This window comes from Streptomyces sp. NPDC056987 (genome assembly GCF_042673865.1).
GTDB lineage: Bacteria > Actinomycetota > Actinomycetes > Streptomycetales > Streptomycetaceae > Streptomyces.
Map to the genome: position 1 here is coordinate 1 of NZ_JBHURV010000012.1, position 25,324 is coordinate 25,324.

At 71.6% G+C, this 25,324-nt stretch carries 24 protein-coding genes and 1 tRNA gene; 11 read left to right on the plus strand and 14 right to left on the minus strand.

Annotation, left to right across the window (positions count from 1 at the left end; all coding sequences use genetic code 11):
• The coding region (locus tag ACFTZC_RS16060; protein WP_382890022.1) for an MASE1 domain-containing protein at positions 1-461 on the minus strand (461 nt) is incomplete at its 3' end.
• Between the two features lie 266 nt (positions 462-727).
• Positions 728-1,642: a PP2C family protein-serine/threonine phosphatase gene (locus ACFTZC_RS16065; protein ID WP_382890024.1), complete on the minus strand. Its 915-nt coding sequence runs from the start codon at positions 1,640-1,642 to the stop codon at positions 728-730.
• A gap of 381 nt (positions 1,643-2,023) precedes the next feature.
• Between ACFTZC_RS16065 and ACFTZC_RS16070 the strand changes: the two genes are divergently transcribed.
• On the plus strand, positions 2,024-2,785 hold the full coding sequence (locus ACFTZC_RS16070; RefSeq protein WP_382890026.1) for a hypothetical protein: 762 nt from the start codon (positions 2,024-2,026) through the stop codon (positions 2,783-2,785).
• 211 nt (positions 2,786-2,996) lie between these two features.
• On the opposite strand, the gene ACFTZC_RS16075 is transcribed toward ACFTZC_RS16070, so the two are convergent.
• From ACFTZC_RS16075 to ACFTZC_RS16110, 8 genes are all read right to left on the minus strand, one after another.
• Complete coding sequence (locus tag ACFTZC_RS16075) at positions 2,997-5,198, minus strand: TerD family protein (protein WP_382890347.1); 2,202 nt, start codon at positions 5,196-5,198, stop codon at positions 2,997-2,999.
• A 114-nt stretch (positions 5,199-5,312) separates the two neighbouring features.
• Positions 5,313-6,191 carry an SDR family oxidoreductase gene (locus ACFTZC_RS16080; RefSeq protein ID WP_382890028.1) on the minus strand — a complete coding sequence of 293 codons (879 nt, stop codon included), beginning with the start codon at positions 6,189-6,191 and terminating at the stop codon, positions 5,313-5,315.
• 82 nt (positions 6,192-6,273) lie between these two features.
• The gene (locus tag ACFTZC_RS16085) at positions 6,274-7,518 is read right to left on the minus strand and encodes a beta-ketoacyl-[acyl-carrier-protein] synthase family protein (protein ID WP_382890030.1); all 1,245 of its coding nucleotides are present in this window, start codon (positions 7,516-7,518) and stop codon (positions 6,274-6,276) included.
• Positions 7,515-7,772 (minus strand): acyl carrier protein, encoded by a 258-nt coding sequence (locus tag ACFTZC_RS16090; RefSeq protein ID WP_365810667.1) that lies wholly within the window; start codon positions 7,770-7,772, stop codon positions 7,515-7,517. The genes ACFTZC_RS16085 and ACFTZC_RS16090 overlap by 4 nt, the downstream gene beginning before the upstream one ends.
• A 142-nt stretch (positions 7,773-7,914) precedes the next feature.
• On the minus strand, positions 7,915-10,098 hold the full coding sequence (locus ACFTZC_RS16095; RefSeq protein WP_382890032.1) for an acyl-CoA dehydrogenase: 2,184 nt from the start codon (positions 10,096-10,098) through the stop codon (positions 7,915-7,917).
• A 124-nt stretch (positions 10,099-10,222) separates the two neighbouring features.
• The gene (locus ACFTZC_RS16100; protein ID WP_382890034.1) at positions 10,223-11,677 is read right to left on the minus strand and encodes a beta-ketoacyl-[acyl-carrier-protein] synthase family protein; all 1,455 of its coding nucleotides are present in this window, start codon (positions 11,675-11,677) and stop codon (positions 10,223-10,225) included.
• Positions 11,661-12,851, minus strand: coding sequence for a beta-ketoacyl-ACP synthase 3 (locus tag ACFTZC_RS16105; protein WP_382890036.1), 1,191 nt, complete (start codon positions 12,849-12,851; stop codon positions 11,661-11,663). The genes ACFTZC_RS16100 and ACFTZC_RS16105 overlap by 17 nt, the downstream gene beginning before the upstream one ends.
• Before the next feature lie 162 nt (positions 12,852-13,013).
• Positions 13,014-15,410, minus strand: coding sequence for a germacradienol/geosmin synthase (locus tag ACFTZC_RS16110; protein ID WP_382890038.1), 2,397 nt, complete (start codon positions 15,408-15,410; stop codon positions 13,014-13,016).
• A 155-nt stretch (positions 15,411-15,565) separates the two neighbouring features.
• On the opposite strand from ACFTZC_RS16110, the gene ACFTZC_RS16115 reads away from it, so the two are divergent.
• Positions 15,566-16,153 carry an HhH-GPD-type base excision DNA repair protein gene (locus tag ACFTZC_RS16115; protein WP_382890040.1) on the plus strand — a complete coding sequence of 196 codons (588 nt, stop codon included), beginning with the start codon at positions 15,566-15,568 and terminating at the stop codon, positions 16,151-16,153.
• A 172-nt stretch (positions 16,154-16,325) separates the two neighbouring features.
• Positions 16,326-17,885 carry a M20/M25/M40 family metallo-hydrolase gene (locus tag ACFTZC_RS16120; RefSeq protein ID WP_382890349.1) on the plus strand — a complete coding sequence of 520 codons (1,560 nt, stop codon included), beginning with the start codon at positions 16,326-16,328 and terminating at the stop codon, positions 17,883-17,885.
• Between the two features lie 92 nt (positions 17,886-17,977).
• Here the strand turns inward: ACFTZC_RS16120 and ACFTZC_RS16125 are convergent, their stop codons facing one another.
• From ACFTZC_RS16125 to ACFTZC_RS16135, 3 genes are all read right to left on the minus strand, one after another.
• Complete coding sequence (locus ACFTZC_RS16125; protein WP_382890351.1) at positions 17,978-18,757, minus strand: VOC family protein; 780 nt, start codon at positions 18,755-18,757, stop codon at positions 17,978-17,980.
• A 161-nt stretch (positions 18,758-18,918) separates the two neighbouring features.
• Positions 18,919-19,050, minus strand: coding sequence for a DUF397 domain-containing protein (locus ACFTZC_RS16130; protein ID WP_382890042.1), 132 nt, complete (start codon positions 19,048-19,050; stop codon positions 18,919-18,921).
• A complete protein-coding gene (locus ACFTZC_RS16135; protein ID WP_382890044.1) occupies positions 19,007-19,969 on the minus strand; it encodes a Scr1 family TA system antitoxin-like transcriptional regulator in 963 nt (320 codons plus the stop codon). Before ACFTZC_RS16135 ends, ACFTZC_RS16130 begins: the two co-directional genes overlap by 44 nt.
• An 840-nt stretch (positions 19,970-20,809) precedes the next feature.
• Between ACFTZC_RS16135 and ACFTZC_RS16140 the strand changes: the two genes are divergently transcribed.
• Both ACFTZC_RS16140 and ACFTZC_RS16145 read left to right on the plus strand, forming a co-directional pair.
• Positions 20,810-21,118, plus strand: coding sequence for a type II toxin-antitoxin system VapB family antitoxin (locus ACFTZC_RS16140; RefSeq protein ID WP_382890046.1), 309 nt, complete (start codon positions 20,810-20,812; stop codon positions 21,116-21,118).
• Between the two features lie 128 nt (positions 21,119-21,246).
• Positions 21,247-21,870 (plus strand): LytR C-terminal domain-containing protein, encoded by a 624-nt coding sequence (locus tag ACFTZC_RS16145; protein WP_382890048.1) that lies wholly within the window; start codon positions 21,247-21,249, stop codon positions 21,868-21,870.
• Between the two features lie 62 nt (positions 21,871-21,932).
• Here ACFTZC_RS16145 and upp read toward each other — a convergent pair whose 3' ends face one another.
• Positions 21,933-22,568, minus strand: a complete 636-nt coding sequence (gene upp / locus ACFTZC_RS16150; RefSeq protein WP_365810687.1) for a uracil phosphoribosyltransferase — start codon at positions 22,566-22,568, stop codon at positions 21,933-21,935.
• A 140-nt stretch (positions 22,569-22,708) separates the two neighbouring features.
• On the opposite strand from upp, the gene ACFTZC_RS16155 reads away from it, so the two are divergent.
• From ACFTZC_RS16155 to ACFTZC_RS16180, 6 genes are all read left to right on the plus strand, one after another.
• Complete coding sequence (locus ACFTZC_RS16155; RefSeq protein WP_382890052.1) at positions 22,709-22,918, plus strand: hypothetical protein; 210 nt, start codon at positions 22,709-22,711, stop codon at positions 22,916-22,918.
• Positions 22,919-23,207: 289 nt separating this feature from the next.
• Positions 23,208-23,765, plus strand: a complete 558-nt coding sequence (locus ACFTZC_RS16160) for a hypothetical protein (RefSeq protein ID WP_382890054.1) — start codon at positions 23,208-23,210, stop codon at positions 23,763-23,765.
• Positions 23,766-24,236: a tRNA adenosine(34) deaminase TadA gene (gene tadA, locus ACFTZC_RS16165; RefSeq protein WP_382890056.1), complete on the plus strand. Its 471-nt coding sequence runs from the start codon at positions 23,766-23,768 to the stop codon at positions 24,234-24,236.
• A gap of 56 nt (positions 24,237-24,292) precedes the next feature.
• Positions 24,293-24,377 (plus strand) — tRNA-Ser (locus tag ACFTZC_RS16170).
• A gap of 352 nt (positions 24,378-24,729) precedes the next feature.
• Positions 24,730-24,864, plus strand: coding sequence for a hypothetical protein (locus tag ACFTZC_RS16175; RefSeq protein WP_382890058.1), 135 nt, complete (start codon positions 24,730-24,732; stop codon positions 24,862-24,864).
• Complete coding sequence (locus ACFTZC_RS16180; RefSeq protein WP_382890060.1) at positions 24,864-25,175, plus strand: YidB family protein; 312 nt, start codon at positions 24,864-24,866, stop codon at positions 25,173-25,175. Before ACFTZC_RS16175 ends, ACFTZC_RS16180 begins: the two co-directional genes overlap by 1 nt.
• Positions 25,176-25,324 lie beyond the last annotated feature (149 nt).

Genomic DNA, 25,324 nt, shown 5'->3' on the forward strand with positions numbered 1-25,324 from the left:
TCCCGGCCGCGGCCGGGACGAGCGACGGGGGGAAGCCGGACCCGGCGCAGCAGGAGCAGCAGCGGGGTGACCAGCAGAACCCCCATGGCGTCCCCGGTCCACCACGCCGTCCAGGTGGGCCAGAACCCGTGCTTCGGCAGCCGGTCGCTGAGCACCAGTACGCCCGTACCGATGGTCGCGCTGATCAGCATCCCGCCCAGCGCGCCGATGAACACCAGCGCCACCCCGTCCCGCAGCCGGTCCAGTTCGAGGCGGAAGCCGACCCGGCGGAGCATCAGATACGCGCAGACCGGGCCCACCGTGTTCCCCGCGACGATCACGATGTCGGAGGGCCGGAACCCGGCGATGCTGACGATGGTCAGCAGGACGCCGAGCGAGATCCCCGGCCAGATGCCGAGGCCCAGCCAGAGCAGGGAGCCCAGGGCGACGCCCGTCGGCGGCCACAGCGGCGTGACAACCACGCCTTTGACGTCCACCCCTCTCGCCAGCCCGAGCTGCGCGACGGCGTAGTAGGCGGCGGCGACCCCGAGAGCCGGGAGAACGCGAACGAGAGGACGACGGAAACGGCTGAGACGGCGGAGACGGCGGAGACGGCGGAATTCTTCGGTACGCACCACACCGGCCATCAGACCGTGCCCTCCGCCGTGCTCCGCCCAGATCGGCCGTGACACGCTGATGCGCCACCGAAGCGGTCACACCGTGTCACCGTACGGCGAGCGGGGCGGACTCACCCGGGCGGCCGTACGGTCAGTCGCGCGACCCGGCGTGCGCCGCCCCGGGCCCGTACGACGGCCTCGGCGGGTCCCGCGTCGTGGCTCAGGACCAGTACGGCGGCGTCGTCCGAGTGGCCCGTCAGCTCGGCCACCTTCATCACCCCGGCCGCCAGCTCCTCCGGAGCCGTCCCCCCGCACACGCCCGTGACCAGCACCTCCGCCGCCGTCGCCAGCCCCTTGTCGATCGGGAACGACGGACCCTCCACCACCCCGTCGGTCAGCAGCACGAAGGCGCCCGCCTCGGCGAGGTTGCGCCGGGTCACCGGATACACCTCGCCCGGCTGGATGCCCAGCGGCAGCCCGCCCGCGTCCTCCGCGATGCCCCACCGGCCGCCGGCCGTGGCCCACACCGAGGCGACATGGCCCGCGCGGGCGCTCTGCAGCTCCCAGGTGACCGGGTCGAAGCGGAGGAAGGAGCAGGTGGCGAAGAGGCTGGAGCCCACGGAGAGCAGCAGGTCGTTGGCCCGGCTCAGCACCTGGCCGGGGTCCGTCGCCGTCGCGGCCACCGCCCGCAGCCCGATCCGTACCTGCCCCATCATCGCGGCGGCCTCGACATCGTGGCCCTGCACGTCCCCGACGCAGAACGCGAGCGCTCCGTCGGGCAGGGTGAAGCCGTCGTACCAGTCCCCGCCGATGTCGAGCCCGGTCCGCGCGGGTGCGTACCGGGCCGCCGTACGCAGCCCGGGGAGCGCGGGCAGCACGGCCGGCAGCATCTCCCGCTGCAACGCCTCGGCCAGCTCCACCCGGGCATGCTGGAGCTCCGCGCCCCGGCGCGCCTGGGCGGTGAGCCGACCGAGGGTGGTCAGCAGGTCGTCGGCGCTGGTGGCCGGGGCGGACGGGGTGGACCGTGTGGGACGACGCCGGCTCATCCACCGCTCCGAGGTACGTCCGTCATGGACCGTGTGTCATGGACCGCCCCGGGTTTTCCTCGGGGCGGCGTACGCACGGCGACCCGAGCGGGCACCCACCACCCAGCGGCCGGGCCCGTCCGGAACACCGCATTCATCATATTTCCGCCCGGCCCATTCCGCCCCACGAGACTTCGCGGGCGCGAGCCAGTACCGACGGGTAACGACCCAGAACTCGACAAAAGACGAAGAGGATCTACCGATCCCGACCGTCACCGACAGGGCGCCACGCTTGTTCCATGGATCGGCGGCCTGGCTCTTGGTGTCGGCTGTGGGGGCGGACCCGGTAGATTAGCGGTCTTCGGGTGGCCGCGGTCTCCTGGAGTCCCAAAGGTGAACGCCATGAAGAACCGCGACAGGACACCCGCACGGCTTCGCCTCGACAGCGCCCTGGACGGCCTGAGCGCTGTCTTTCGCGGGATGTCCGCCCACCCCGATGAAGTCAACTGTGAATGTCACTGGGGAAGCGCGGAAGACCTGGCGCTGCTGAAGACGCCGGATACGGAACTCGACCCCGACCTTCTGCGTCGCACCTGGCAGGCGACCGACTGGACCTACAAGGCTTCCGTGCTGCGCCGGATCCTGCCCCAGTTCGCCACGGCTCTCACCCGCGGCCTCATCGCGCCTCATTTTGGTATGGAGGAAGTCGGACGCACCTTCCACCGCGCCAAGTGGCAGCAGTGGCCCACCGAGCAGGCCGCAGCAGTGGAAGAATTCCTGCACGCGTGGTGGGCCCACGTCCTCACCGATCCGGACCCCACCGTGCCGCCGTACGAAGTCCTCGCCCTGAACGCCGAAGCCTCCGCCACGCTCGGTCCGTGGCTCATCGCCTGGGAAACCCGGACTCACCCCACGGCTGACCAACACCTGGCGGAGGCAGTGACCCACTGGGAGTGCAAACTGCTTGGGGATTACCTCCCCTGGGACACCTGGCACGACGAGGACGACATGCGCACCGGGCTGACAGCCTGGCTGCTGCTCCATGCCCCCGCTCGACTGCAGGCCCACGGCGCTTCCGAAGAACTGCTCCACCGGATACGGCTGCTCGGCCTCACCTGCACCGACCGCTGGGAGGACCCGCACTGGCCGGGGTTCCGCTACTGAACCCCGAGCCGCGTTCCGCAGGACTCGTTTCCGAAGGAGTCGGAAGCCGGCCCGGCAGATGTGCGGACGCGCCGGCTTCAAGCTCCTACGCAAGCGGGTACTGCTCGCCTCTTGGCCTCGCCTCGCTTCTCTGTCGGCTTCACCTGCACGACGATGCTTCCGCGCCGCCGGAGAGGAATCCGGCGGCATTCCGACGTCGCGATGGCACCGCTCAGCCCGGCCCCACCGCCGCGTGGCTCTGGGACGGAGTCGGAGCCGACTGCGACTGCGACTGCGAAGCCGGACGTACCGGAGCCAGCCGCCGCTCCAGGGGCGTGACGACACTCCCCCAGAAGCGGTCCACCGCATCGTCCACACTCCGGATGAAGCCGGACTCGGCGCTGCCGCGCGTGGCGCCCATGCTCTTGAACAGAGAGAGCCGGAAACCGGTGATCTCGCCGCCGCCCTTCGGCAGCAGATCCGCCGGCTCGGGGCGCAGCCGCTCCAGCGTGCCGCGCGGCCCGTCGCCGTGCTCCGCCAGCAGCGTCTGGACATGCAGGTCGGCCGGTGCCTCGTAGAGCTGCCGGATCAGCCGCTTCGCCCAGGTGAGCGGGTACCCCTGGTCGGGCGCCGGGACGTCGACGGAGGTACGGAGCCTGCCGGTGCGCAGATCCGCGGTGAGCGCGAGGATCCCCTGGAGGCCCTCGATCCGCAGCTCCGCCTGGAGCCGCCCCTCACGGCAGAGCAGATCCGCGAGCGCACCGCGCCGGGCTGCCGGATCGGCCGCGCGCCGTACCCGCTGCACGGGCAGTACCTTCTGGCCCAGCTCACCGCCGAGCCGCAGACAGACCTGGCGGACCAGCCGCTCCCAGCTCTCCACGACGTCGACGGCGCGCGCGTCGCCCTGGCACAGCGTCTCGTCGTCGATGGCCTTGCGGACCGGGACCCAGGACGGCCCCATGTTCTGGAAGCCGTGGCAGCCGGAGTTCTCGTGCTGGAGGTAGTGCAGCAGTTCCTGGAGCAGCCAGGCGTGCGCCGCGTTCCCGACCCCCTCGTGACGGATGAGCAACTGCGCCTGGTGGGCCACCTCCGCCCAGGACAGGTGCCACAGCACGACCTTGTGCTTGCGCCTGCCGTCGATCTTGACGTCGACCAGCGGGCTGCCCTCCAGGGCGACGTCGTTGCCCAGCGTGATCACCGCTTCGTACCCGCGTCTGGCCGCTATGTCCAGATAGTCCTGCACCTGCTGCGCCTTGAGCGGGTTGCCGTTCGTCTTCGTCTCGACCAGGGCCGTCCACAGTTTGCCCGCCCGCTCGACCCGGATCACCCCGTCGGGGCGCTTGCGGGTGGAGCCGCGCTGGGCGTCACCGTACGGGAGGGAGACCTCGGTGAACGTCTCCATCCGCCCGGCGGGCGCCCCGAACCCGGCGGTGAGCCGCCGTCCGAACTCGGGGACCTGTGCCATCACCGACAGCAGCACGGAGGTCGCGCGGGTCTCGCGCTCGCGGTCGCTCTTGAGCGAGGGCACCGGGAAGAGCCGCGCGGAGCGCCAGGAGTCGTTCTCCGCGAGGGACTTCCTGACGACCTTGGGCAGGGTCACCTTCTTCCGTACGGTACGGGGCCGGCGCGCGGCCGGAGCGGCCTGTCGCGCGGGCGCGGCGGCGGCCTGGGCAGGCAGCACGAGGGTGGGAACGGCCACACCCCCCGGACCGTTCGGGGCGCTCGGGCCGGCCGGGCCGTTCCGGGCGCTCGGGCCGGCCGGGCCCGTCGGCGTCCCGGCGCCGGTTCCGCCCGGGGAGCCCGCAGGACCCAGGGAAGCGGCGCCCACCGGGGTGTCCTCCGTGGCCTCCACCGCCTCCACCGCCCCGGTGACCTCCCCGGCCTCCTCGGCGTCCGCCGCATCGTCGACGTCGATGCCGAAGTCCGTCGCCAGCCCGGCCAGCCCCGTCTCGTACCCCTGCCCGACGGCCCGGAACTTCCACGCACCGCCCCGCCGGTAGAACTCCCCGAAGACGAAGGCGCCTTCGGCCCCCGCGTCATCGATGGAGAACCCGAGCAGCCCCTCGCCGCCCTGGTCGGCGACCGTCAGCCGCAGTCCGTTGAGGTCCCCGAAGCGCTGGCCCTCGTCCCGGCTGGCCGCCACGACGATCCGTGTCACGTCCGCCGGGACGACCGACAGATCGACACTGATCCGGTCCTCGCTGCCACTGTCCGTCGGCGCCTTGCCGAGCAGTTGCACACTTCCGTCGTCCGCCACCGGGTTGTTGTAGAAGAAGAAGTCGGCGTCGCTGCGGACCTTTCCCCGGTCCCCCAGGAGCAGTACGGAGACATCCGCGTCGCCGTCGCCCGTCTCACTGCTCCAACTCAGCCCCACCCGCACCGTGGTGGCGTCCTCGCTCAGGGACGCCAGCCCGACATTGGCCCCCTTGGTCATCTCGTGCATCGCCGCACCCACCCCCCACTGCGGGACCGCCGCGCCCCGAACGGGCGGCCCGTCGCATCTCACTCATGTGACACGCCGCTACAAGTGCGGCACGGGAAGTGAACCTTAGCGTCCGAAGTACCTGCTTGATAGCGCTTTGCAGGGATGAGCGTCGAGGTGCCTCGTATGCGAAGCCCGTGCCTCCAGTGTGCTCACCGCGCCGTGGGCGTGGCGGGCCGTCGTGCCCGGGAAGGCGCCGCGCGCGAACTGGGCCGCGCGCAGCCATGGTTGGGCGTAGACGTACCGCGCCCGGCGCTCGATGCCGGTCGCGAGGCGGTCCACCGCCGGGACCAGGGGGTTGACGCGGCGCGTGGGCCAGGGCAGGGATCTGCGCAACTCGCCCACCTGATCGGCCTGTTCGGCGGCCCGCACCATGTCCGTGTCCGTCCAGCTCAGATAGGCGACCCCCGTTCGCGCGCCGTGGTGGGCGAGTTCGGCCCGGAGGCTGTGCGCGAAGGCCTCCACCCCGGATTTCGAGGCGCAGTAGGCCGACAGGACCGGCGTGGGCGCGAGGGCGGCGAGGGAGGCGATCTGGAGGTAGTAGCCGCGGGACCGGATCAGCGCGGGCAGGAAGGCGCGGGCGGTGTGCACACTGCCGAACAGGTTGACCTCGACAACGCGCCGCCACACGTCGGGGTCGGCGTGCCGGAAGAGGCCGCCCGTCCCGACGCCCGCGTTGGCGACGACGACGTCGACCGTGCCGAAGCACGCCTCGACGGAGCGGGCCGTACGGTGCAGCATGTCCTCGTCGGTGACGTCGACCTTCCAGTACGCCGCCTCACCGGCCAGTTCGCCCGCCACACCGGCCAGTTCGGCCTCGCCCAGGCCGAGGAGGGCGACCCGGGCGCCGCGCGCGGAGACGGTACGGGCGAGCTGGGCGCCGACGCCGCGGGCGGCTCCGGTGATGACGACGGTACGCCCCCGGAGGGGCGGGCGCCTGCGCATGGATGGGCCTCCGAACAGGGGCAGGAACAGGGCGTGGGGACAGGAGTGGGGGCCTACGGGCCGCGGAGAGTGACAGCGGTGTTCAGGCACGTTCCAGTGCCAGCACCGCGTTGTGGCCGCCGAAGCCGAACGAGTGGCTGACCGCCCGGTCGATCCGCTGCCGCAGTGGCTGTTTGGTCACGCAGTCGAGGTCGAACTCGACGGCGGGCGCGTCCAGGTTGGCGATCGGCGGTACGACCCCGTGCTCGATGGTGAGCACGGTCAGCGCCGCCTCCATCGCCCCGGCCGCCCCCATGCAGTGCCCCAGCACGCCCTTGGGCGCGGTGACCGGCGGCCGGTGCGGATAGACCCGGCTGATCAGCGCCGCCTCGGTCGCGTCGCCCAGCGGCGTCGACGTGCCGTGCGCGTTGACGTGCTCGACGTCCCCCGCGTGCCACCCCGCGTCGCGCAGCGCCACCTCGACGGCCCGCTGTGCCACGGCGCCCGAGGGGTGCGGGCTCGTCGGGTGGTGGGCGTCGGTCGTGGCGCCGGCGCCCGCCAGCAGCGCGCGCGGCCGGGCACCGCGGGCCCGCGCGTCCCGCTCCCGTTCCAGCACCATGATCGCGGCGCCCTCGCCCATCACCAGCCCGGCGCGGTCGGCCGCGAAGGGGCGGCAGAGCAGCGCCGGGTCGTCGCCTGGTCCGGCGAGCGCGGCGGCGCCCGACCGGGCGAACCCGATCATGGCGAGCGGGAAGACGGTGGCCTCCGTGGCCCCCGCCACCGCGATGTCGCACTGTCCGGTGGTGAGCAGGTCGCGCGCCACGGAGAGGGCCGTCACCCCGGAGGAACAGGCCGTGCAGGGCGCCATGCTGGGGCCGGTGGCCCGCATCTTGATGGCGATCTCGGCCGCCGCCATGTTGGGGATGGTCAGCAGCGTGCCCGTCGCCGAGATGGCCTCGGCCCCGCGCCGGTCGAGCGCGAGGGCCTGCTCCGTCACGCTCGCGGAGCCGCCGCTGCTCGTCCCGACGACGACGGCGACCCGGGTTCCGTCCCAGCTCCGCGGGTCGAGCCCGGCGTCGGCGACCGCCTCACGCGCGGCGAGCAGCGCGAACTTCACGTGCCGGCCCATCCGGAAGGCCGTCCGCCCGCCGATCGCGGCGTCCAGGTCGATGCCGTCGACCGTACAGGCGAAGTCGACGACGCACCCGCTCAGCCCGGGGACGGTACGGGCGGGGGAGACGCCCGCGCACACCCCGTTCCAGGTGGACTCCGTGTCGTTCCCGGCCGGGGTCATCATCCCCAGCCCGGTCACGGCGACGGCGGGACGGGCCCCGGCACCACCGGTCATCGGCCGACGCCCACGGCCGCCTTGTCGAGGAACGCGGTGATCTCGGCGAGCGTGGCGCCCTTGAGCAGCGTCTCCGAATCGGCGACGACGCCGAGCCTCTCCTTGATGATGACGGCGAACTCGGCGACCGCGAGAGAGTCCATCTCCAGGCTGTCCATGGTGGCTTCGGGGTGGATCTCGACGGCCGGCACCTTGAAGGTCTCGGAGAGGACCTCCGTGATCTTCGGGTGGATCGCGATCGCGGAACGGGTCACCGGGCGGATCACCTGACAGGTCGCGTGGCTGGTCGCGTGGCCGACCGCATGGCCGGTTGCGTGGCCGGTTGCAGGACTGGCGGCAGGACGGGTCGCATTCATGGCATGTCCTTTCAAAAGGTACTCAAAGTACTCAAGGGGCCTAGTGCGGCAAGTTTCTCAAAGTGTTGATAAACCTCAAAAGCCGATGGACAACACGAAACCGATCTGATAAGGGCGGTACGGAAGGCGGCATCCGACGGCACCCGGCGCACCGTGGGGGCGTCTCCGGTACGGCCCACCCGCCCTCCGGGTCGTCGTACGCGTCGGTGTACCCGGCGCCGGAGATGGGCCGGTCCGCGAGCATCTCCTCGGGCAGCGCGAAGGATTCGACCAGGGTGGGCGCGTACGTGGCCAGCTCGGCGATGAGCCGCTCGATCGCCTCCGGGAGTTCGTCGACGAGACGGGGTGTCAGCAGGGCGTGGGCCAGCAGGTCACCGCTGTTCCGGTCGATCCACTGGAGCGCGAAGAGCCGGTGCAGCGACCGCAGCGTCCCGAGCGCCGAGCCGGCCCCGCAACCGTCGCCGGCCCCGCAACCGTCGCCGGACCCGGCCCCGGAGCCCGGCTCGGCCCCCAGCTCCAGCCCAGGCACCAGCTCCAGCTCCAGCTCCGGCTCCAGCCCAGGCACCAGCTCCAGCTCCGGCTCCGGCTCCAGTTCGCGCAGCCGCCGCTCCGCCGCCGCGTACGCCTCGGCCGCCCGCCTGTACGCGTGCGCCTCCACCGCGCGGAGCGCAGCGCCGGACGCCGCGTTCCAGCGGGAGAGGGGGTCGCCCTGCGGTGCGCGGGCCATCCGGCGGCGGGCGCGGTCGAGCCACAACTGCTCGACGGCCACCAGGAGATCACCCAGATGGCCCGTGTCGTACCACTCCGGGGAGACACCGTCCGTATGTCCGGGGGCCGGCGTCGGCCCCGGCTCGTCCGTGCCCGGCCGCGCCGCTCCGGTCACCCGCTCCGGGGCCCTCGCCGAGAAGAGCAGCTCCGCCGCCGCCTTCGCGTAGATCGCGGTGTTGTCGCCCTCCGCCGTGATCGCGCCCTCGATGTTCGCGAGCAGCTCGGTCATGCCGTTGTGTTCCAACAGCCCCTGGGCGCCGCACCGTTCACGGCACTCCACGATGATCTCGCGGGCCCGCCAGGTGATCCACCCCTTGGCGACCGCCACCAGCCGCTCGGTCTCGCCCCGGTTCGCCTCGGTGCGCGTCTCCCACGCGTCGACCGCCGTACGGTGCAGCAGTGTCATCGCGAAGAGCGTCGCCAGGCCCCCGGCCAGCGGCCCGTGGTGGCTGCGGTGCGCGAAGACCGGCACCCGTTCCACCGCCCGGGGCCCCGAGATCATCCGGTGCCCGCCGTACCGTACGGCGAGCGCCAGCGCGACGCGCGCGCCGCCGAGGGCGCCCGCGCTCATCGACAGCTTCCCCGCCGTGACCCGGCCGATCGAGGCCAGGAAGCGGCGTCTCCGGTTGTTCTCCGCGCTGCTGAACGCGCCGTCCCCGTCCACCCGGCCGAGCCGCCCCCGTACGCCGCCCAGCAGCGCTTCCCGCCCCACGAAGACCCGGTCGAACGAGGTCACACAGTGGTCCAGCGGGCTGCCGAACCGCTCGGACAGCAGCCGCACCCGGACCCCCGGGAGCGTCCGGGAGCCGTCCGTCAGCGGCGCCAGGAAGAGGAAGACGCCGTGGTCGGCCCCGTCCACGAGCAGCCGCGCGGCCACCACCCCGCTCTTCGCGCCGCCCGTGGTACTGGTGTTGGGCATGAACTTCTGCGCGCCCGCGTGCGGTGTGTGCAGGACGAAGCCGTCCCTGGCGCGGTCGTACGTGGCCGTCGTCTCCAGGGCGACCGCGTCGTTGCCGTGCGCCACCTCCGTACAGAGGAAGGTGCCGATCCGGCGCAGCGTCAGGAAGTCCGTCAGATCGCGCTCCACGGCCCCGGGGTCGCCGTCGGCGGCGGTGTCGTGGTCGAGCAGGCTGCCGAGGAAGAGGTTGTAGTGGATGCCGGCCACGGTCGTGAAGGACGGGTCGATCGGCCCCAGCCACTCGTGCAGCGCCGCGACCCCGCGCGGGTCGGCGGCGAGCCCCGCCGGGCTGTCGATCGCCGCGTTCACGGCCCGCAGCCGGTCGTACGCGAGGGACAGCCGCTCGGCGTCCGTCGCGTCCGGGCGGTCGCGGAACAGTCCGTCGGCGGCGAACCGGCGCCACGGTCCGTGCTCCCGCTCGAAATCGTCCCCGTACAGCACCCGCGTCAGCTGCCTCGCCATCGCCTTCCCGGCGTCCACGGCACCGCTGTTGATCATTACGCTCACCTGAGAAGAACGAGCGACGGTTGATGAAGAAACGAATTTCCCGCACCCAGGACCACAAGACATTCGTTCGGCCGATCCGTCCCGCGCGCCCGTCACCAGCACGTTCCGCACCCCGTCAGACCCTCCCGAACGCCAGTGCGACGTTGTGCCCGCCGAAGCCGAAACTGTGGCTGACCGCGCTCCGCACCCGCTGGCGCCGCACCTGCTTCGTCACGCAGTCGAGGTCGAACTCGACCGCCGGGGCGTCCAGGTTGGCGATCGGCGGGATGAGTCCGTGTTCGAGCGTCAGGACGGTCGCCACCGCCTCGATCGCCCCCGCCGCCGCCAGTGTGTGCCCCACCACACCCTTCGCCGCCGTGACCGGCGGCCCGTGCGGGAAGACGCGCTCGATCAGCGCGGCCTCCATGGCGTCGTTGAGCGGCGTGGAGGTGCCGTGCGCGTTGACGTGCTCGACGTCGTACGCGCTCCACCCCGCCTCCCGCAGCGCCGTCTCCACCGCCACCTGCGCGATCCGGCCACCCGGCGCGGGCGCCGTCGGATGGTGCGCGTCCGTGCTCGCGCCCGCGCCGGCCAGCAGCGCGCGCGGCACCCGGCCCCGGGCGCGCGCGTCCGCCTCCCGTTCCAGTACGAGCATCCCCGCGCCCTCCCCGATGACGAACCCGTCCCGGTCGGCGGCGAACGGCCGTGACGCCCCGGCCGGGTCGTCCGTACGGGTCGACAGCGCGCCCATCCGCGCGAACGCCGTCACCACCAGCGGGGTCAGTACGGACTCGGCGCCCCCGGCGACCACCACGTCGCACTCCCCGCCGAGCAGCAGGTCCCGCGCGACGACGAGCGCGGTCGCCCCGGACGCGCAGGCGGTCACCGGGGCCAGGCTGGGCCCCCTGGCCTTGAGCGCGATGGCGACCTCGCCGGCCGCCGCGTTCGGGATCATCATCGGCACCAGCAGGGGCGAGACGGACTCCGGCCCGTGCGCCTGGAGCTTGAGCGCGTTGTCGGCGAGTACGGAGACACCGCCCACCCCGACGCCGAGGACCACCCCCACCCGGGCGCCGTCCCAGGTCACGGGGTCGAGACCGGCGTCCGCGACCGCCTGCCGCGCGGCGATCAGGGCCAGCTTCACGAACCGCGCCATGCGCCACACGGAGCGTCCGCCCACCGCCGCGTCCACGTCGAGCACGCTGTACGCGGCGTCACGCGCCGCGCCGGGCGCCGGGTCCCGCGCGGTGCCGTCAGCGGTGCCGTACGCCGTCCCGCTCGCGGTGCCGTACGCCCTTCCGCTCGCCCTTCCGCTCGGGGCTCCGTTCGGGGCTCCGTTCGCGGCAGCCCCTAAGTCGCCGCCGTCCCCGCCCCGTTCAGGTTCTCCCTCAGGCCCCCGCTCCGACGGGTCGCCGATCGCGCACACGAAGTCGACCGGCATCCCCGCCAGTTCGGGCCGCCGCCGGGCGACGGACCGGCCCGCGCACAGCCCCGCCCAGAAGGCCGGCTCGCCGACGCCCGCCGGTGTCACCACCCCGAGCCCGGTCACCGCCACCCCGGCCCGCGCCACCCGCTCAGCCGTCCCCGTCATGATGCGTTCCTTCCCATGGTGCGTACTTTCCGTCGTCGAAAGGCGCGGCCCGTACGGTTCCGGGCCAGCTCAGGGCCGCCGTCCCCCAGGTGAGGCCGCCGCCGAAAGCGGTGAGCAGCACGCGGTCGCCCGCGCGGAAACGCCCCTGCGCCGCCGCGTCCGCCAGGGCCAGGGGGATGGAGGCCGCGCCGGTGTTGCCGACGCGATCGAGGTGGGTGACACAGCGGTCCGCGCCGATGCCCACCCGTTCGGCGACGGCCCGCAGGATGCGGGCGTTGGCCTGGTGCGGTACGAAGTGGTCCACCTGGGCCGGATCCCAGCCCACGGTGCCCAGCAGGGCGCGGCAGGAACCGGTCATCCGCTCCACCGCGTGCTGGTAGACGGCCCGGCCCCGCATCCGGAAGAACTCGTCACCCCCCGCGACCGGAGCGCCGGGCCCGCCGGAGCCGGCCGCCTGGGAGCGGGCCCGCGAGCCGCCCCCCGCCACGGTGATCAGTTCCCGTCCCGAGCCGTCGCTGCCCAGGTCGAAGCCGAGCAGCTCACCAGGCGAACCGGTTCTGCCCGCGCCGATCAGCGCCGCCCCCGCGCCGTCCCCGAACACCACGCCCGCCGCCCGGTCCCGGGGGTCCAGCCAGGTCGAGTACACATCGGCGCCCACCAGCAGCACCCGGTCGTAGAGCCCGGACACCACCAGGCCGTGGCAGACGGCGAGGCCGTAGACGAACCCGCTGCACACGGCGCCCAGATCGAACGCGGGCACCGCGCCGAGCCCCAGCCGCGCCGCGAGTTCGGGCGCCGTCGCGGGGCAGGGATGGTCGGGGGTGGCCGTGGCCAGCACGACGGCGTCCACGACATCGACCCCGTCCACGGCCCGGTCCACCGCCGCCCCGCACACCCCGCCCCGGCAACCGCCCCGGTGCGCCCCGGTTCCGCCGGATCCGCCGGAACCCCCGTGCCCCCGGCCCCCGTCGCCGATCAGCAGCCGGGCCGCCTCGTACGCGAGATCCCCCGTCGCCATCCCGGGCCCGGCGCGGTGGCGGGCCGCGATGCCCGTACGCCTGCGGATCCACTCGTCGTCCACGCCCCACGCGGCGGGCAGCGCCTCGTTACGGACCGGCTCGCCCGGGACCCATCCGGCGACGGCCTCCAGCACCGCCGCCCGCGCACCCGGCACACCCCGCGTACCCCGCGCATCCCGTGTATCCCTCACACCCCGCACGACCCGCGAGTCCCACCGACTCCGGGCCTGCCCGCTCGCCACTCACGGCCCCCATCCGGTTCACGATCACGATCGACCACTTCGACCGGATGTCAAACGCCCTGCCCGGCAAGGGGGTTACTGGGCCATTCGGGGGACAGCGAAGGAGCGCGCCGAGGGCGCGGACCCGCCCAGCGCGGAGAACGCGGACCCGCCGGTCGCGGACCACCCCGGGAAGTGGATGCGCGCCGCCGAGACACCGATGCCCGTGGGGGCCGGGGGCGCCCAACGGCCCGTACGGCTCCGGTCCTCAAGGATCTCGTGCTCCTTGTAACGCCTGCACCCGTGGTGCCAGTTGAGGATCCCCGCCAGCCAGTTCTCCAACTCCCGCACCCGGCCGTCCACCGCCCGCCGCGTCTCGGCGTCCAGTTCCAAGTCGTCGTACAGCACCGGAAGTTCCTCCGCGACGACGTGCTGGAACTGGCGCATACGGGACTTCATCAGGTCGTCCACGACGGTCAAGGCCGCCGGACAGTCGCAGTTGAAGAAGTTCTGCACCACCAGCAGGGCATTGTGCGTCTCGCCCTCGAACTCGATCTCCTTCTGGTACGAGAAGACGTCGTTGAGCAGGCACGCGTAGTCCTGCGCCGCCTTCTCCAGGGACCTCATCGGCCCCGACCGGCGAACCTCCGGCGGCAGCTCGCGGCCGTGGCCCAGCCGCGCCAGGGCCATCGTCAGGTCCGAGCCGAAGGTCGCCCGACGCATCTCCAGGTAGTCGACGGGGTCGGGGATACGGTTCTGCGCCTGGTTCGTCAGCTCCCACACCCAGGACGCCGTCATGTCCTCGACCGCCGTGCGCAACGCGCGCCGCGCGGGCTCCGCCATCGGACCGGCCGTACGGACCCACAGATCGGCCAGCCCGCGCTCCAGCGCCGTGGCCGGCGGCGGCGTCGGTCCCGTCCCGGTCGGCATGAAGAGGGCCAGCCGCTCGTTGCACGCCTTCGCGCCCGCGACATCGCGCGCGGCGCCGTAGACCACCGGGTAGTAGTCGTCCCCGTACGTCCCCCAGGTCAGCCAGTCCGAGGTCAGGTCGAGCCCCTCCGGGGTGGCGTCCGGCTGGATGCCGGCCGAGCAGAGCGGCAGATCGATCCGGCGCAGCCGCTCCTCGTCCCAGATGCCCGATCCCGGCAGCCCCGGCTGGGCCGCGAGGAGTCCCATCCGGTGGGCCCACTCGACCGTGTGCGCGCGTGAGCGGTCGAGATGCGGGCTGAGGGAGAGCGCGTACGGCATCTCGAAGTCGGGCAGCACGGAGGGCCCGACACGCCGGAACGGCACATGGCTGTGGCTGCGCACCCGCGCCGCCGCGCCCACACCGACGCTGCGCGGGGTGACCGTGCCCAGCCCCATGGCGCGCGTGAGGTCGGCGGCGGCCGTGCCGAGCCCGACGGGCGTCATGGAGAACCCGGGCCACCCGCCCCCGGCGCCCGCCTGGTCCCCGTCCTTCCCCGAGCCGCCCGTCCCGGACTCGCCCGCCCCCGACTCACCCGCCCCGTTCATGTAGCGGCTGGAGCGCAGGTGCCATTCGTGGCCGCCCGACTGCCAGTCCTGGAGGCCCTTCACATAGGCGAGCGTGTCGGCGCACTCCCGCGGGCCGAGCCCCCGCTCCGCGAAGAGCGGCGCCAGTTCGGTCAGCGCCGTGTTCTCGAACTGCTGGATCCGGGAGGTCAGCAGGTCGTTGACCGCGTCGGCCGCCTCCTGCGTCGTACAGCCGAGGAAGGTCTCCAGGACGAGCACGCCGTTGCTCAGCTCGCCCTCCTCCTCGATCTCCCGCTCGTACGAGAAGAGGTCGTTGCGCAGATGCACCGCGTCCGAGAACGCCTCCTTCAGTACCCGCAGCGGCCGGGAGTCCGCGACGGCGTCGGGCACTTCGGCCCCGGCCGCGTACTCGACGAGCCCCGCCGACCAGGGCGCCCCGCCCACCTTGCGGCGCATCTCGATGTACTCGACGGGGTTCGCGACGCGCTCCGCGTCGATGTTCGCCAGTTCCCAGTCGGACTCGTTGAGCAGGTTCTCCGTCGACTCGGCGAACCTCCGGCGCCACGCCAGGGACATGCTCGGGACCGTACGCGCCCACAGGTCGGCGAGGCCCGCCTCGACGGGGTTGGCGGGCTCGGGGAAACCGGCCGCCAGGTCCATCGGCATGAAGGCCGCGAGCCGTTCGAGATACGCCTTGCCGCCCGCCCGGTCCTGCGGGCGTTTGTAGACCTCCAGGAAGTGGTCGTCGAAGAAGAAGACCCACACGTACCAGTCGGTGACCAGCGACAACACCGGTCCGTCGCAGTCGGGATGGGTGTACGCGCAGAGCAGCGCGTAGTCGTGGGAGTCGAGGTCGCGCTCCTCCCAGACTCCCGAGCCCTCCAGCATCCCCATCGTCCTGGCCCACTTCTTGGAGTGCGCCCTGGCCTCTTCCAGGTGCGGATTGAGGCGGGCCGGATGGGCCAGGTAGAAATCCGGCAGTTCAAAGGGGTGCGTCACGAGCGGGCGGCCTTTCACGGATGCGACGGCGAATTACCTGCACCGCGATCTACCCCTCGCCCCACTCCCCCATACGGACCACAAAATAGTCATATGAGCGCATTGTCAGTGCGTGTTGTCCGCCCCTCCCCTCCGCCCCGGGCGATCATCGCCCCATGAGCACCACGATCCGGCTCGCACAGCAGCCCGAGGCCGACGAACTGCTCGGCCGCAGCCCCCTGGCCGCCCTGGTCGGCATGTTGCTCGACCAGCAGGTCCCCATGGAGTGGGCGTTCTCGGGCCCCTACACCATCGCCGTCCGCATGGGCGGCGACGATCTCGACGCGCGCGAGATCGCCGCGTACGACCCCGACGCCTTCACCGCCCTGCTCTCCGACAAGCCCGCCGTGCACCGCTACCCGGGGTCGATGGCCCGGCGCGTCCAGCAGCTCTGCCAGTACCTGGTCGAGCGGTACGACGGCGACCCCACGGCGATCTGGCGCGACATCACCACCGGCGCCGAGGTACGGGACCGGCTGAACGAACTGCCCGGCTTCGGGAAGCAGAAGTCCCAGATCTTTCTGGCGCTGCTGGGCAAGCAGTTCGGGGTACGGCCCGAGGGCTGGCGCGCGGCGGCGGGCGCGTACGGCGACGAGGGGTCGTACCGCTCGGCCGCGGACATCACGGGCCCCGAATCGCTCGCGAAGGTACGGGCGTTCAAGCAGGAGGCCAAGCGGGCGGCGAAGGCGGCGAAGCAGCACTGAGGGCCGCCCGGCGGCGCCGGACGGGGTCGTTCCACGCATGATCGACCGAAACGTTCCGTGACCTGTGCCACACCTGTTCCCAGGCGGCGCGACCCCAGCTACTTTTCTCCGACATTCGCTCACATTCGTTCGCACCGGAAGGACCCTTGTGAACGCAACGTCCCGCAGACTCATGGCCGCGGCGGCCGCCACCGCGCTCGCCGCCCCGCTTCTGCTCTCCGCCTCCTCCCCCGCCGCCGCACGAGCGCACGACCCGGCGAAGGAAGCCGCGCGGAACGCCGCGAAACTCTCGAAGAAGCTGGTGCGTTCGGCCTCCGCGCAGGACGCGTACCGCCATCTGGAGAAGTTCCAGCAGATCGCCGAGGAGTCGGACGGCAACCGCGCCGCCGGCACCGCGGGCCACGAGGCCTCCGCCGCCTATGTGTACGGCCAGCTCAAGAAGGCCGGCTACAAGGTCTCGTACGACACCTTCGACATCACGTACATCGAGACGCTCGCCGAGAAGCTCTCGGTCACCGCGCCGACGCCGCGCGACATCACGATCACCGCCATGTCGTACACGAAGTCCACCCCGGAGGGCGGCGTGCGGGCCGAGCTGGCCGCCGTACCGCTCGACGCCACGACCGGGTGCGAGCCGGGCGACTACGCCTCGGCCGACTACACCGGCAAGATCGCGCTCATCCAGCGCGGGGGCTGCGCCTTCGCCGACAAGCAGCGGGAGGCGGGCGCGGCGGGGGCGGTCGCCGCCATCATCTACAACAACACCGAAGGCGCGCTCAACGGCACGCTCGGCGGCCCGGAGGCCGGTGTGATCCCCACCGGCGGCGTCACCCAGGAGGCGGGCGAGGCGCTGGCCGCCGAGGCTGCGGCCGGGCCCGTGACGGTCTCGCTCGACGTGCGCCAGCTCCAGGAGGAGCGCACCACCCGTAACGTGATCGCCGAGACCAAGGGCGGCAGGTCCGACCGTACGGTGATGCTCGGCGCCCACCTCGACTCGGTCACCGAGGGCCCCGGCATCAACGACAACGGCTCGGGCTCGGCGGGGCTGCTGGAGGTCGCGCTCAAGCTCGCCAAGACGCACGACAAGCCGGCGAACAAGGTGCGCTTCGCGTGGTGGTCGGCGGAGGAACTGGGCTTGCTGGGCGCGGAGTCGTACGTCGGGAAGCTCACCGACCGGCAGCGCGCGGACATCTCGCTCTACCTGAACTTCGACATGATCGCCTCACCGAACTACGCCCAGTTCGTCTACGACGGCGACGACTCGGACGGCGAGGGCGCGGGCCCGGGCCCCGAGGGCTCGGCGCAGATCGAGAAGGGCATCACCGACTTCCTCGACAGCAGAAACGTTTCGCACGAGGGCACGGACTTCGACGGCCGCTCCGACTACGGCCCCTTCATGGACGCGGGCATCGCCTCGGGCGGCACGTTCACCGGCGCGGAGGGCGTCAAGTCGGAGGAGCAGGCGAAGCGGTACCGGGGCGAGGCGGGGGTGGCGTACGACACGTGCTACCACGCGGCCTGCGACGACCTCTCGAACATCAGCATGCGGGCCTTCGACATCAACGTCGACGTGATCGCGAACGCGGTGGGCACCTACGCCCACGACCTCAGCTCGCTGAAGAAGCCGGCGGCCTCGCAGCAGTCGGCCCAGGCGGCACCGACGGGCGCCGGCACCTCGGCCGGGAAGACGACGGCCCCGGTGCGCGACAAGGGCCACACGCCCGCCTCGTAACACGAGCGGCAGAAGCGGAAGCGGGGCGCGCGGGGAGTCGTCATCCCCCGCGCGCCCCGCCCGCTTCCGCCACGCGGCCCCGGTCCGTACGGCTACTCCTGCGGCGGGGCAGGCCTGATGACGGCGAAGCGCGCGCCGAAGGGGTCGGCGAGCTGCGCCATGCGGCCGATGTCCGGCGCGTCCGTCGCGGGCATGACGACGGAGCCGCCGTTCCCCTGGACCGCGGCGACCACCGCGTCGGCGTCGTCGACGGCGAAGTACGGCAGCCAGCGCGACCCCTCGCCGTCCTGGACCGGGGCGACCCCGCCGAACGAGGCGTCCTGCTGGTCGCCCTCGCCGGTGGAGAGCACGGTGTACGTCATGCCGGGCGCCGGCAGCTCCTGGAAGCGCCAGCCGAAGAGGGCCCGGTAGAAGGCGAGCGCGCCCGCGCCGTCACCGGTGTGCAGTTCGGCCCAGCAGAGGGTGCCGGGCTCGGAAGTGGTTTCGAGGCCGCGTACGGAGGCGGGCTGCCAGACGGCGAAGTCCGCGCCCTGGGGGTCGGTGAAGCAGGCCATGCGCCCGGCGTCCATCACGTCCATCGGCGCGACCCGTACGGCGCCGCCGTGCTGGGTGACCGAGCGGGCGGTGGAGTCGGCGTCCGGGCTGTTGAAGTACACGGACCAGGCGGATTCGGCGCCGTCCCCGCCGAGCGGCCCGATGGCCGCGAGCGTCCTGCCGTTCTTCTGGAAGAACCCGTAGCCCCCGGCGTCCGGACCGGCCGACTGCACGGTCCAGCCGAAGACGGCGGTGTAGAAGGCGGCCGAGGCGTCGATGTCGGGGGCGGCCACGTCGAGCCAGTTGGGCGAGCCGGTCACGAACTCGGTGCTGAGCAAGTCGTACACCCTGCCTTTCCTGCATTCCTGAGGAATTCGGAGATGTCGGAGATTCCGCCAGAGATTACGGCGGAATCGGCCGGAAGCACCTCGCCGAAACGCCAGGACGCCCGGTAAGAGGGAAGAGGCAGGTCAAGCGGGCTAAGTCCGGGCGGGTCCGGTCAGGAGAGGGGTCTCTTGACGCCCGAAAGGAAGGTGTCGAAGGCTCCGGTACGAAAAACCAGCACGGGGCCTCCGGTGCTCTTGCTGTCACGAAGGGGAACGGAGCCGGGGATACCGAGGCCTATTTCCACGCAGTTTCCGCCGTTGTTGCTGCTGTAGCTGCTCTTGACCCACGCCGCCGCCACCCACGCCGCCGCCGTCCCATCGCGGTTCCTCATGGTGGCCATACCCTTCCATCGCGTCACGGATCAGCGCGGCAGACTCGGAAGCGGATAGGGCATCCGCCCTGAGCACATCATAGGACTGCGCATGACGGGCGGTGACTTCCGGATCATCGCTGAAGTGTCCGCGGTCGAGGGATTCCGAGTACACCCACAACTGGCCGTCGGGCATGGTGATGAGCGACATGGAGGTACTGGGACGCACCACGCCCCGGGAGTTGGCCGGGACGACTTGCACACGAATGTTGGGCAGCTTCCCCACCCGCAGCAGATGCGCACACTGATTCCGCATGACGGCATCACTGAATACGGCGTTCCGGATACAGCTTTCGTCCAGGACGGCAATGAGAAGCGGTCCTCCGGTCGAAAGGAACCGGTGCTGCCGGCTGAGGCGCGCGCGGACCATCTCCTCCAATTCGTCGCCGGTGGCGACCTGAGCGAAAAGGTCGCGCGCGTAGTCCTCGGTCTGCAGGAGTCCCGGCATCACCTGGTTCTGGTACTCGCGCAGCGCGACCGCCTGGGCGTCCATGGCGGCACGGCGCTTGAACCAGTCCGGGTGTTCCACCTCCGGATACCAGTCGATCCTCTCCCAGAGCTTGCGCAGGATCCCGCCGGTCCGCAGCACCACGTCACACGTGTCGGTGAACTTGTCGTCGGGAACGCGCGTCCCGGCCTCCACACGTGCTACGAACGACCTGTCGCACGGCACTCTCTCCGCGAGCCCGGCCTGGGTGATGCCGATGGAGTCCCGTGAATGCTTCAGCACTTCACCGAATACGGCCGCCGTACCGGCCGCCTTCTCCCCGCCTTCCGCATTGCGCCGCCCCATTGGGCCTTCCTTTCTCGGGTGACAGATCGCGTCTGGCACGCACGGGGCGTTGCGCACGCACCTGGCGCAGAGCAACGCTAGTAGCACGCAATGTAGTTGCACCGCCCCGAGGACGACAATGCGCAGTGATTCGAACTCAATCCCTATCCCCGCACCGGAATTGGGCGCCGTCACGGCGGACCCGTTCGCGCCTCTCCCGCCCCTTCGCACACCCGGTGTCCCCTCGGCCTCTCCCATCCGCCCCACTCGCCCCACCCCTCTCACCGACCCCACGGCCCTCATCGCCCCTCTCTGAGCCGACTCACGAACTCCGTCGAGGAAAATCCGCCGAGGAAAGGTGACCCGTTGACCAGAGCGACCGTGCTGCTGTCGAAAAGGGATTGCTGGTACTGCGAGGCATGCTGGAAAAACAGCGTCGAGGCGGTACGCACCACACCGGACGGCGCACGAGATCTTCTCTGTCTCGAATGCGCGCAGGGAAACTATCCGAGGCGGGTCGACCTCTTTCCGCCGCTGGGAATCTACGGACTCATGCCGCGCAGGGTGAGAGTGAAGGTGCCGGCGCGCGACGGCAGAGGCGCCCACCCGGTCGCCCCGTCGTTCTCCGCGAGCCCCGGGGCGTTCTCCGCAAGCCCCGGCCCGCACCCGCCACCGCACCCCCGCCGCCAGTCCCCGCCGGGCACGCCCCCGGTGTAGCGCCCCCGGGGTCGCCCGGGCACGCCCCGTTCCCGCTTCGTTCGCGTCCCGCCCACACTTCGCTCCCCCTATGTCACCGAATGAGACCTTTGCGCTCCTGCGTCATGGCTGCGCCCGGAGCCGCTCGCCCGGTAGGCTTTCCGTGTGATCTTCAAGCGCATCGGTAACGGGAGGCCGTATCCCGACCACGGCCGGGAAAGCACCCGGCAGTGGGCGGATGTCGCGCCGCGCCCGGTCCGCCTCGATCAGCTCGTGACGACGAAGGGTCAGCTCGACCTGGAGACGCTGCTCGCCGAGGACTCCACCTTCTACGGGGACCTGTTCGCGCACGTCGTGAAGTGGCAGGGCGACCTCTATCTGGAGGACGGGCTGCACCGCGCCGTCCGCGCCGCGCTCCAGCAGCGCCAGGTGCTGCACGCGCGCGTGCTGGAACTGGAGCTGGGCACGGGCTGACGGGGGCCGGGTCCCCGCACCCCCGCAGTGGCCCGCGCTGAGCCTTTTGGGCCCATTCCCGCACTCCAACCGCCCAAACGGTTGATCATTTAGTAGGAAACGCTCACGGCGCGCACTACGCTGCGCCCATGAGCATGCTCACTCCCCCCGGCATGGGCGGAAAGTACCGCATCACGGGTTCCAAATACCCCCGTATGCGCCGCCCCCGTCACCGCCGCAGGATCGTGCTCGCGGCCGTCGCCGCCGTCGTCGCCCTCGGCCTGGCCGGCTGGGGAACACTCCAGCTCATCGACGTCTTCTCCGGCGGCAGCACGAAGAGCACGGCCGCCGGCGGCCGGGACACGCCCCGCTGCACACCGTCCCCCACCCCCACCACACCTGTCAGGGCCCTCCCCAGGCCCGGCCAGATCACCGTCAACGTCTACAACGCGACCCCGCGGGAGGGACTCGCCAAGACCACCGCCGACGAGCTGAGAAAACGCGGCTTCGTCATCGGGAAGGTGGGCAACGCCCCCGAGACGTACGACAAGAAGGTTCCGGGCGCCGGGATACTGCTCGGGGCGACGACCGCCTCGGACAGCGCCCTCACCGTCCTCGGGACCCAGCTCAAGGGCGCCACGTCCAAGGCCGACACCCGTACGACGAAGGACGTCGACCTGATCATCGGCACGGCCTTCAAGGCGCTGGACGTACAGAAGGACGCCGACCAGGCGCTGGCCACACTGAGCACCCCGGTGAAGCCCTCCTGCTGACGGAGCGGGCCGGGCCTCCGACTGAAGACCCGGCCCCCTTCCCGTCCAAGGACAATCCCTAGCTAGTCGACGGTGCCGTACATCCGGTCGCCCGCGTCGCCCAGACCGGGCACGATGTAGCCGTTCTCGTTGAGCCGCTCGTCGACCGCAGCCGTCACGACCGTCACCGGCGTGCCCGCCAGCTCGCGCTCCATCACCTCGACGCCCTCGGGCGCCGCGAGCAGCACCACGGCGGTCACGTCGTCCGCGCCGCGCTTGATCAGCTCCCGGATCGCCGCGACGAGCGTGCCGCCGGTCGCGAGCATCGGGTCCAGTACGTACACCTGCCGGCCGGAGAGGTCCTCGGGCATCCGGGTCGCGTACGTGGACGCCTGGAGCGTCTCCTCGTTGCGGATCATGCCGAGGAAGCCCACCTCGGCGGTCGGGAGCAGCCGCACCATGCCGTCGAGCATGCCGAGACCGGCCCGGAGGATCGGGACGACCAGGGGCCGCGGGTGGGAGAGCTTCACCCCCGTCGTGCCCGTCACGGGGGTCTCGATGTCGACCTGTTCGGTCCGTACGTCCCGGGTGGCCTCGTACGCGAGCAGGGTGACCAGCTCGTCGGCGAGCCGCCGGAAGGTCGGGGAGTCGGTGCGCCGGTCGCGCAGGGTGGTGAGTTTGTGCGCGACCAGCGGGTGGTCGACGACGTGAATCCGCATGGCGTCAACAGTAACCGGGGGCCAATGCCTCACGCGCTGCCAGGATAGGTCTGGAATGCCGGGAACGGGCTGGCATCAACCCCCATGGGCGAGGGAAGGTAGAAGGGCCAAGGACACAGCCTTGAGGTGGTGAGGCGTCGATGAGTCCCGAGTCACCCCCGGATCCCGAGCCGGAGCCGGACACCACGGGGGACGGCGAGAGCGAGACGGAGGCGGCGCGCCGCCGGCGCCGCGCGCAGTTCCTGCGGGAGCTGAACGAGGCCAAGGCGCTGCGCGAGCGCGTGAAGCCCCGGCAGGCACGGGCGGCCCGGATGCGCCAGCAGATGCGGATGCGTACGTTCCGCTGGTAGCCACGCCCGACCCGCCGGAGCCACGCCCGGACCGCCGGGAGCCACGCCCGGCCACGGCACCGGATCCCGAAACCCCCAGGACCGCCCACCGGACCGCCCTTCGGACCACCCGCGGGCCCGGAGGAAGGCGTCCCACACCCGGGGCCGAACAGGGGCCTAATAAAATGGCGCCACGACGCAACGGCGGAAGACCTCTCGCGAAGCGCCGGTTTCTGCCACGATTCCGAGTAGGCGGCGCCGAGCAGCGCACCGCCGGACCGTCACACCTCTGACCAGTGGGAGAGTCACGGTGTACTTCGCCGCACTGCTCGCGCGCACCGAAGACGGGTGGGAAGCGAGCGATACAGAGCTCGACGATGTGGAGACCTTGTCGGACCTCACCGACCTGGCCCGCGAAGCCTCGGTGGACGAGGACACGGTGCTCGTCTTCATCGAGCAGGAGGACGCCTGGTTCGGCATCCTCCGCGTGGACGGCGAGGAAGATCCTCGTATCTACGTCTCCGACGCGGCCGCGGCCGCACGCTCCTCGTACGGGGAGATCCTCATTGATGAACTGCTCGGCGGGGACGAGGACGACCCGGCCGACGACCTCGACGCGCTGGACCTCGACGGTACGGAGGACGGCGAACCGGACGACGAGTACGAAGGAACCGATACCGACACCGACACTGACACCGACACCCCCGCCACGGCCGCGGAAACCGTGCCCACGGGCGCCGTCGGCGACCGGGAGATCCTGTCCGACCTGGGCCTCTCCGAGGCCGATCTGCTGGCGCTGGAGAGCGACGCGATGGCCGAGATCGCGGAGGCCCTGGGCGCGGCGGAAGTACTGGAGACCGTGCGCTAGATGGACGAGCCCGACCCGGTACGCGCACCGTGGCCGGCCCCCATGCGCCTCGCCCTGGACGAGGCCGTACGGGCCGGCGGGTCCGGTGACGTACCGGTCGGTGCCGTCGTGCTGTCCCCGGACGGCACGACACTGGCCACGGCCCACAACGAACGCGAGGCGACGGGCGACCCGACGGCCCACGCGGAGATCCTGGCGATCCGCAGGGCGGCCGAGAAGCTCGGCGCGTGGCGCCTCACGGGCTGCACCTTGGTGGTGACCCTGGAACCGTGCACGATGTGCGCGGGCGCGATCGTCCAGTCCCGGCTGGACCGCGTGGTGTTCGGCGCCCTCGACGAGAAGGCGGGCGCGGCGGGCTCCCTCTGGGACGTCGTACGCGACCGCCGCCTGAACCACCGCCCGGAAGTGATCCACGGCGTCCTCGCCGAGGAGTGCGCCGCCCTCCTGACCACCTTCTTCCGATCCCGCTGACCCCCGACCACCTATCGATTTCAAACCACGGCCCACCTTGGGCTAAGCTCTCTCTCGGTAGCGTGTCCGAGCGGCCGAAGGAGCTCGCCTCGAAAGCGAGTGTGGCGCAAGTCACCGAGGGTTCAAATCCCTCCGCTACCGCTCTCACACCCTCCTGACCTGCGAAATCGCGGCCAGGGGGGTGTTTTGCGTGCGGCACGTTCCGCACAGCCGTGCGGAACGTGACCCGGCAGGAGCACAACCGGCCCGCGCGCCGGCAGCGTTGCCGCGACCGTGCGTATCTCCTGGTGCGCGCGCGAGTTGACGGTCGGACATCCGGCCAGGCTGCTGGAACAGGCGACTGGGCGTTCCCTCGCACGACTGAAAACGGAACGGACAATTCCGCTCTTATGCCGCTCCAGGCTTACCGACTCGATCATCAAGCCAGAGACTCAGCGCAGGCAATCACGTACATGCAGTGAGAGCCGCTGGTGCGAATCGGTAAGGAGACCTTGTGTTCTCGTCATGGGCCAAGAGCTTGATCAAGCAGGCGGCACGCGAAGCGGCCAAAAACGGAGCGCTCAGGCGTGCGGCAGAGAAGCGACTGAAGGAACTCGCCGCCGAGGCCGCGAAGAAGGAGAAGGTGTGATGACGAACGCCGATGAAGAGATCAGTGCGGAGGAGTTCGGGGACTTCCTGGTCCTCCTCGCGGACAAGGGACTCGCTGACGAGGTCGGTTCCTGGGTGAGCGACCAGGTGGGGAACCGGTCCATCACCGGTGAGCAACTGCTCTCCGTGCTGGACGCCGACGAGGTGGCGGCCGCCGCTGCGGAGGCCGGTGTGTCGGTGCAGGAGTTCGCCGACGGACTCGCGGAACAGCTTCCGCATGTCGTGGACAAGGCGACCCCGCAAGGAGAACTGCCGGACGACGAGGAATTCCGGCACCTCCAGAACGCCTGAGCGGACCACTTCGGACGCCGGGGCCCGGCACTGCGGTGCTGCCCCCACCCGCCGTCGGCCGGGGCCCGGCAAGGCGCTCTCGCCGTGCGACCGCGCTCGGACGCCTCCCTGGGCGGTTTCCCGCCGCCCGGCCTCAAGGGGCGATCTTG

What these genes read in the sequence shown, in the direction of transcription:
- upp (WP_365810687.1), bottom strand. Translation starts at nt 22,568, where the DNA reads ATGCGGATTCACGTCGTCGACCACCCGCTGGTCGCGCACAAACTCACC.
- ACFTZC_RS16135 (WP_382890044.1), bottom strand. Translation starts at nt 19,969, where the DNA reads ATGGGGCGGCGCAATGCGGAAGGCGGGGAGAAGGCGGCCGGTACGGCG.
- ACFTZC_RS16075 (WP_382890347.1), bottom strand. Translation starts at nt 5,198, where the DNA reads ATGACCAAGGGGGCCAATGTCGGGCTGGCGTCCCTGAGCGAGGACGCC.
- ACFTZC_RS16085 (WP_382890030.1), bottom strand. Translation starts at nt 7,518, where the DNA reads ATGACCGGTGGTGCCGGGGCCCGTCCCGCCGTCGCCGTGACCGGGCTG.
- ACFTZC_RS16120 (WP_382890349.1), top strand. Translation starts at nt 16,326, where the DNA reads ATGGCCGCGGCGGCCGCCACCGCGCTCGCCGCCCCGCTTCTGCTCTCC.
- ACFTZC_RS16070 (WP_382890026.1), top strand. Translation starts at nt 2,024, where the DNA reads ATGAAGAACCGCGACAGGACACCCGCACGGCTTCGCCTCGACAGCGCC.
- ACFTZC_RS16115 (WP_382890040.1), top strand. Translation starts at nt 15,566, where the DNA reads ATGAGCACCACGATCCGGCTCGCACAGCAGCCCGAGGCCGACGAACTG.
- ACFTZC_RS16180 (WP_382890060.1), top strand. Translation starts at nt 24,864, where the DNA reads ATGACGAACGCCGATGAAGAGATCAGTGCGGAGGAGTTCGGGGACTTC.
- ACFTZC_RS16065 (WP_382890024.1), bottom strand. Translation starts at nt 1,642, where the DNA reads ATGAGCCGGCGTCGTCCCACACGGTCCACCCCGTCCGCCCCGGCCACC.
- ACFTZC_RS16145 (WP_382890048.1), top strand. Translation starts at nt 21,247, where the DNA reads ATGAGCATGCTCACTCCCCCCGGCATGGGCGGAAAGTACCGCATCACG.
- ACFTZC_RS16080 (WP_382890028.1), bottom strand. Translation starts at nt 6,191, where the DNA reads ATGCGCAGGCGCCCGCCCCTCCGGGGGCGTACCGTCGTCATCACCGGA.
- ACFTZC_RS16155 (WP_382890052.1), top strand. Translation starts at nt 22,709, where the DNA reads ATGAGTCCCGAGTCACCCCCGGATCCCGAGCCGGAGCCGGACACCACG.
- ACFTZC_RS16100 (WP_382890034.1), bottom strand. Translation starts at nt 11,677, where the DNA reads ATGACGGGGACGGCTGAGCGGGTGGCGCGGGCCGGGGTGGCGGTGACC.
- ACFTZC_RS16095 (WP_382890032.1), bottom strand. Translation starts at nt 10,098, where the DNA reads ATGATCAACAGCGGTGCCGTGGACGCCGGGAAGGCGATGGCGAGGCAG.
- tadA (WP_382890056.1), top strand. Translation starts at nt 23,766, where the DNA reads ATGGACGAGCCCGACCCGGTACGCGCACCGTGGCCGGCCCCCATGCGC.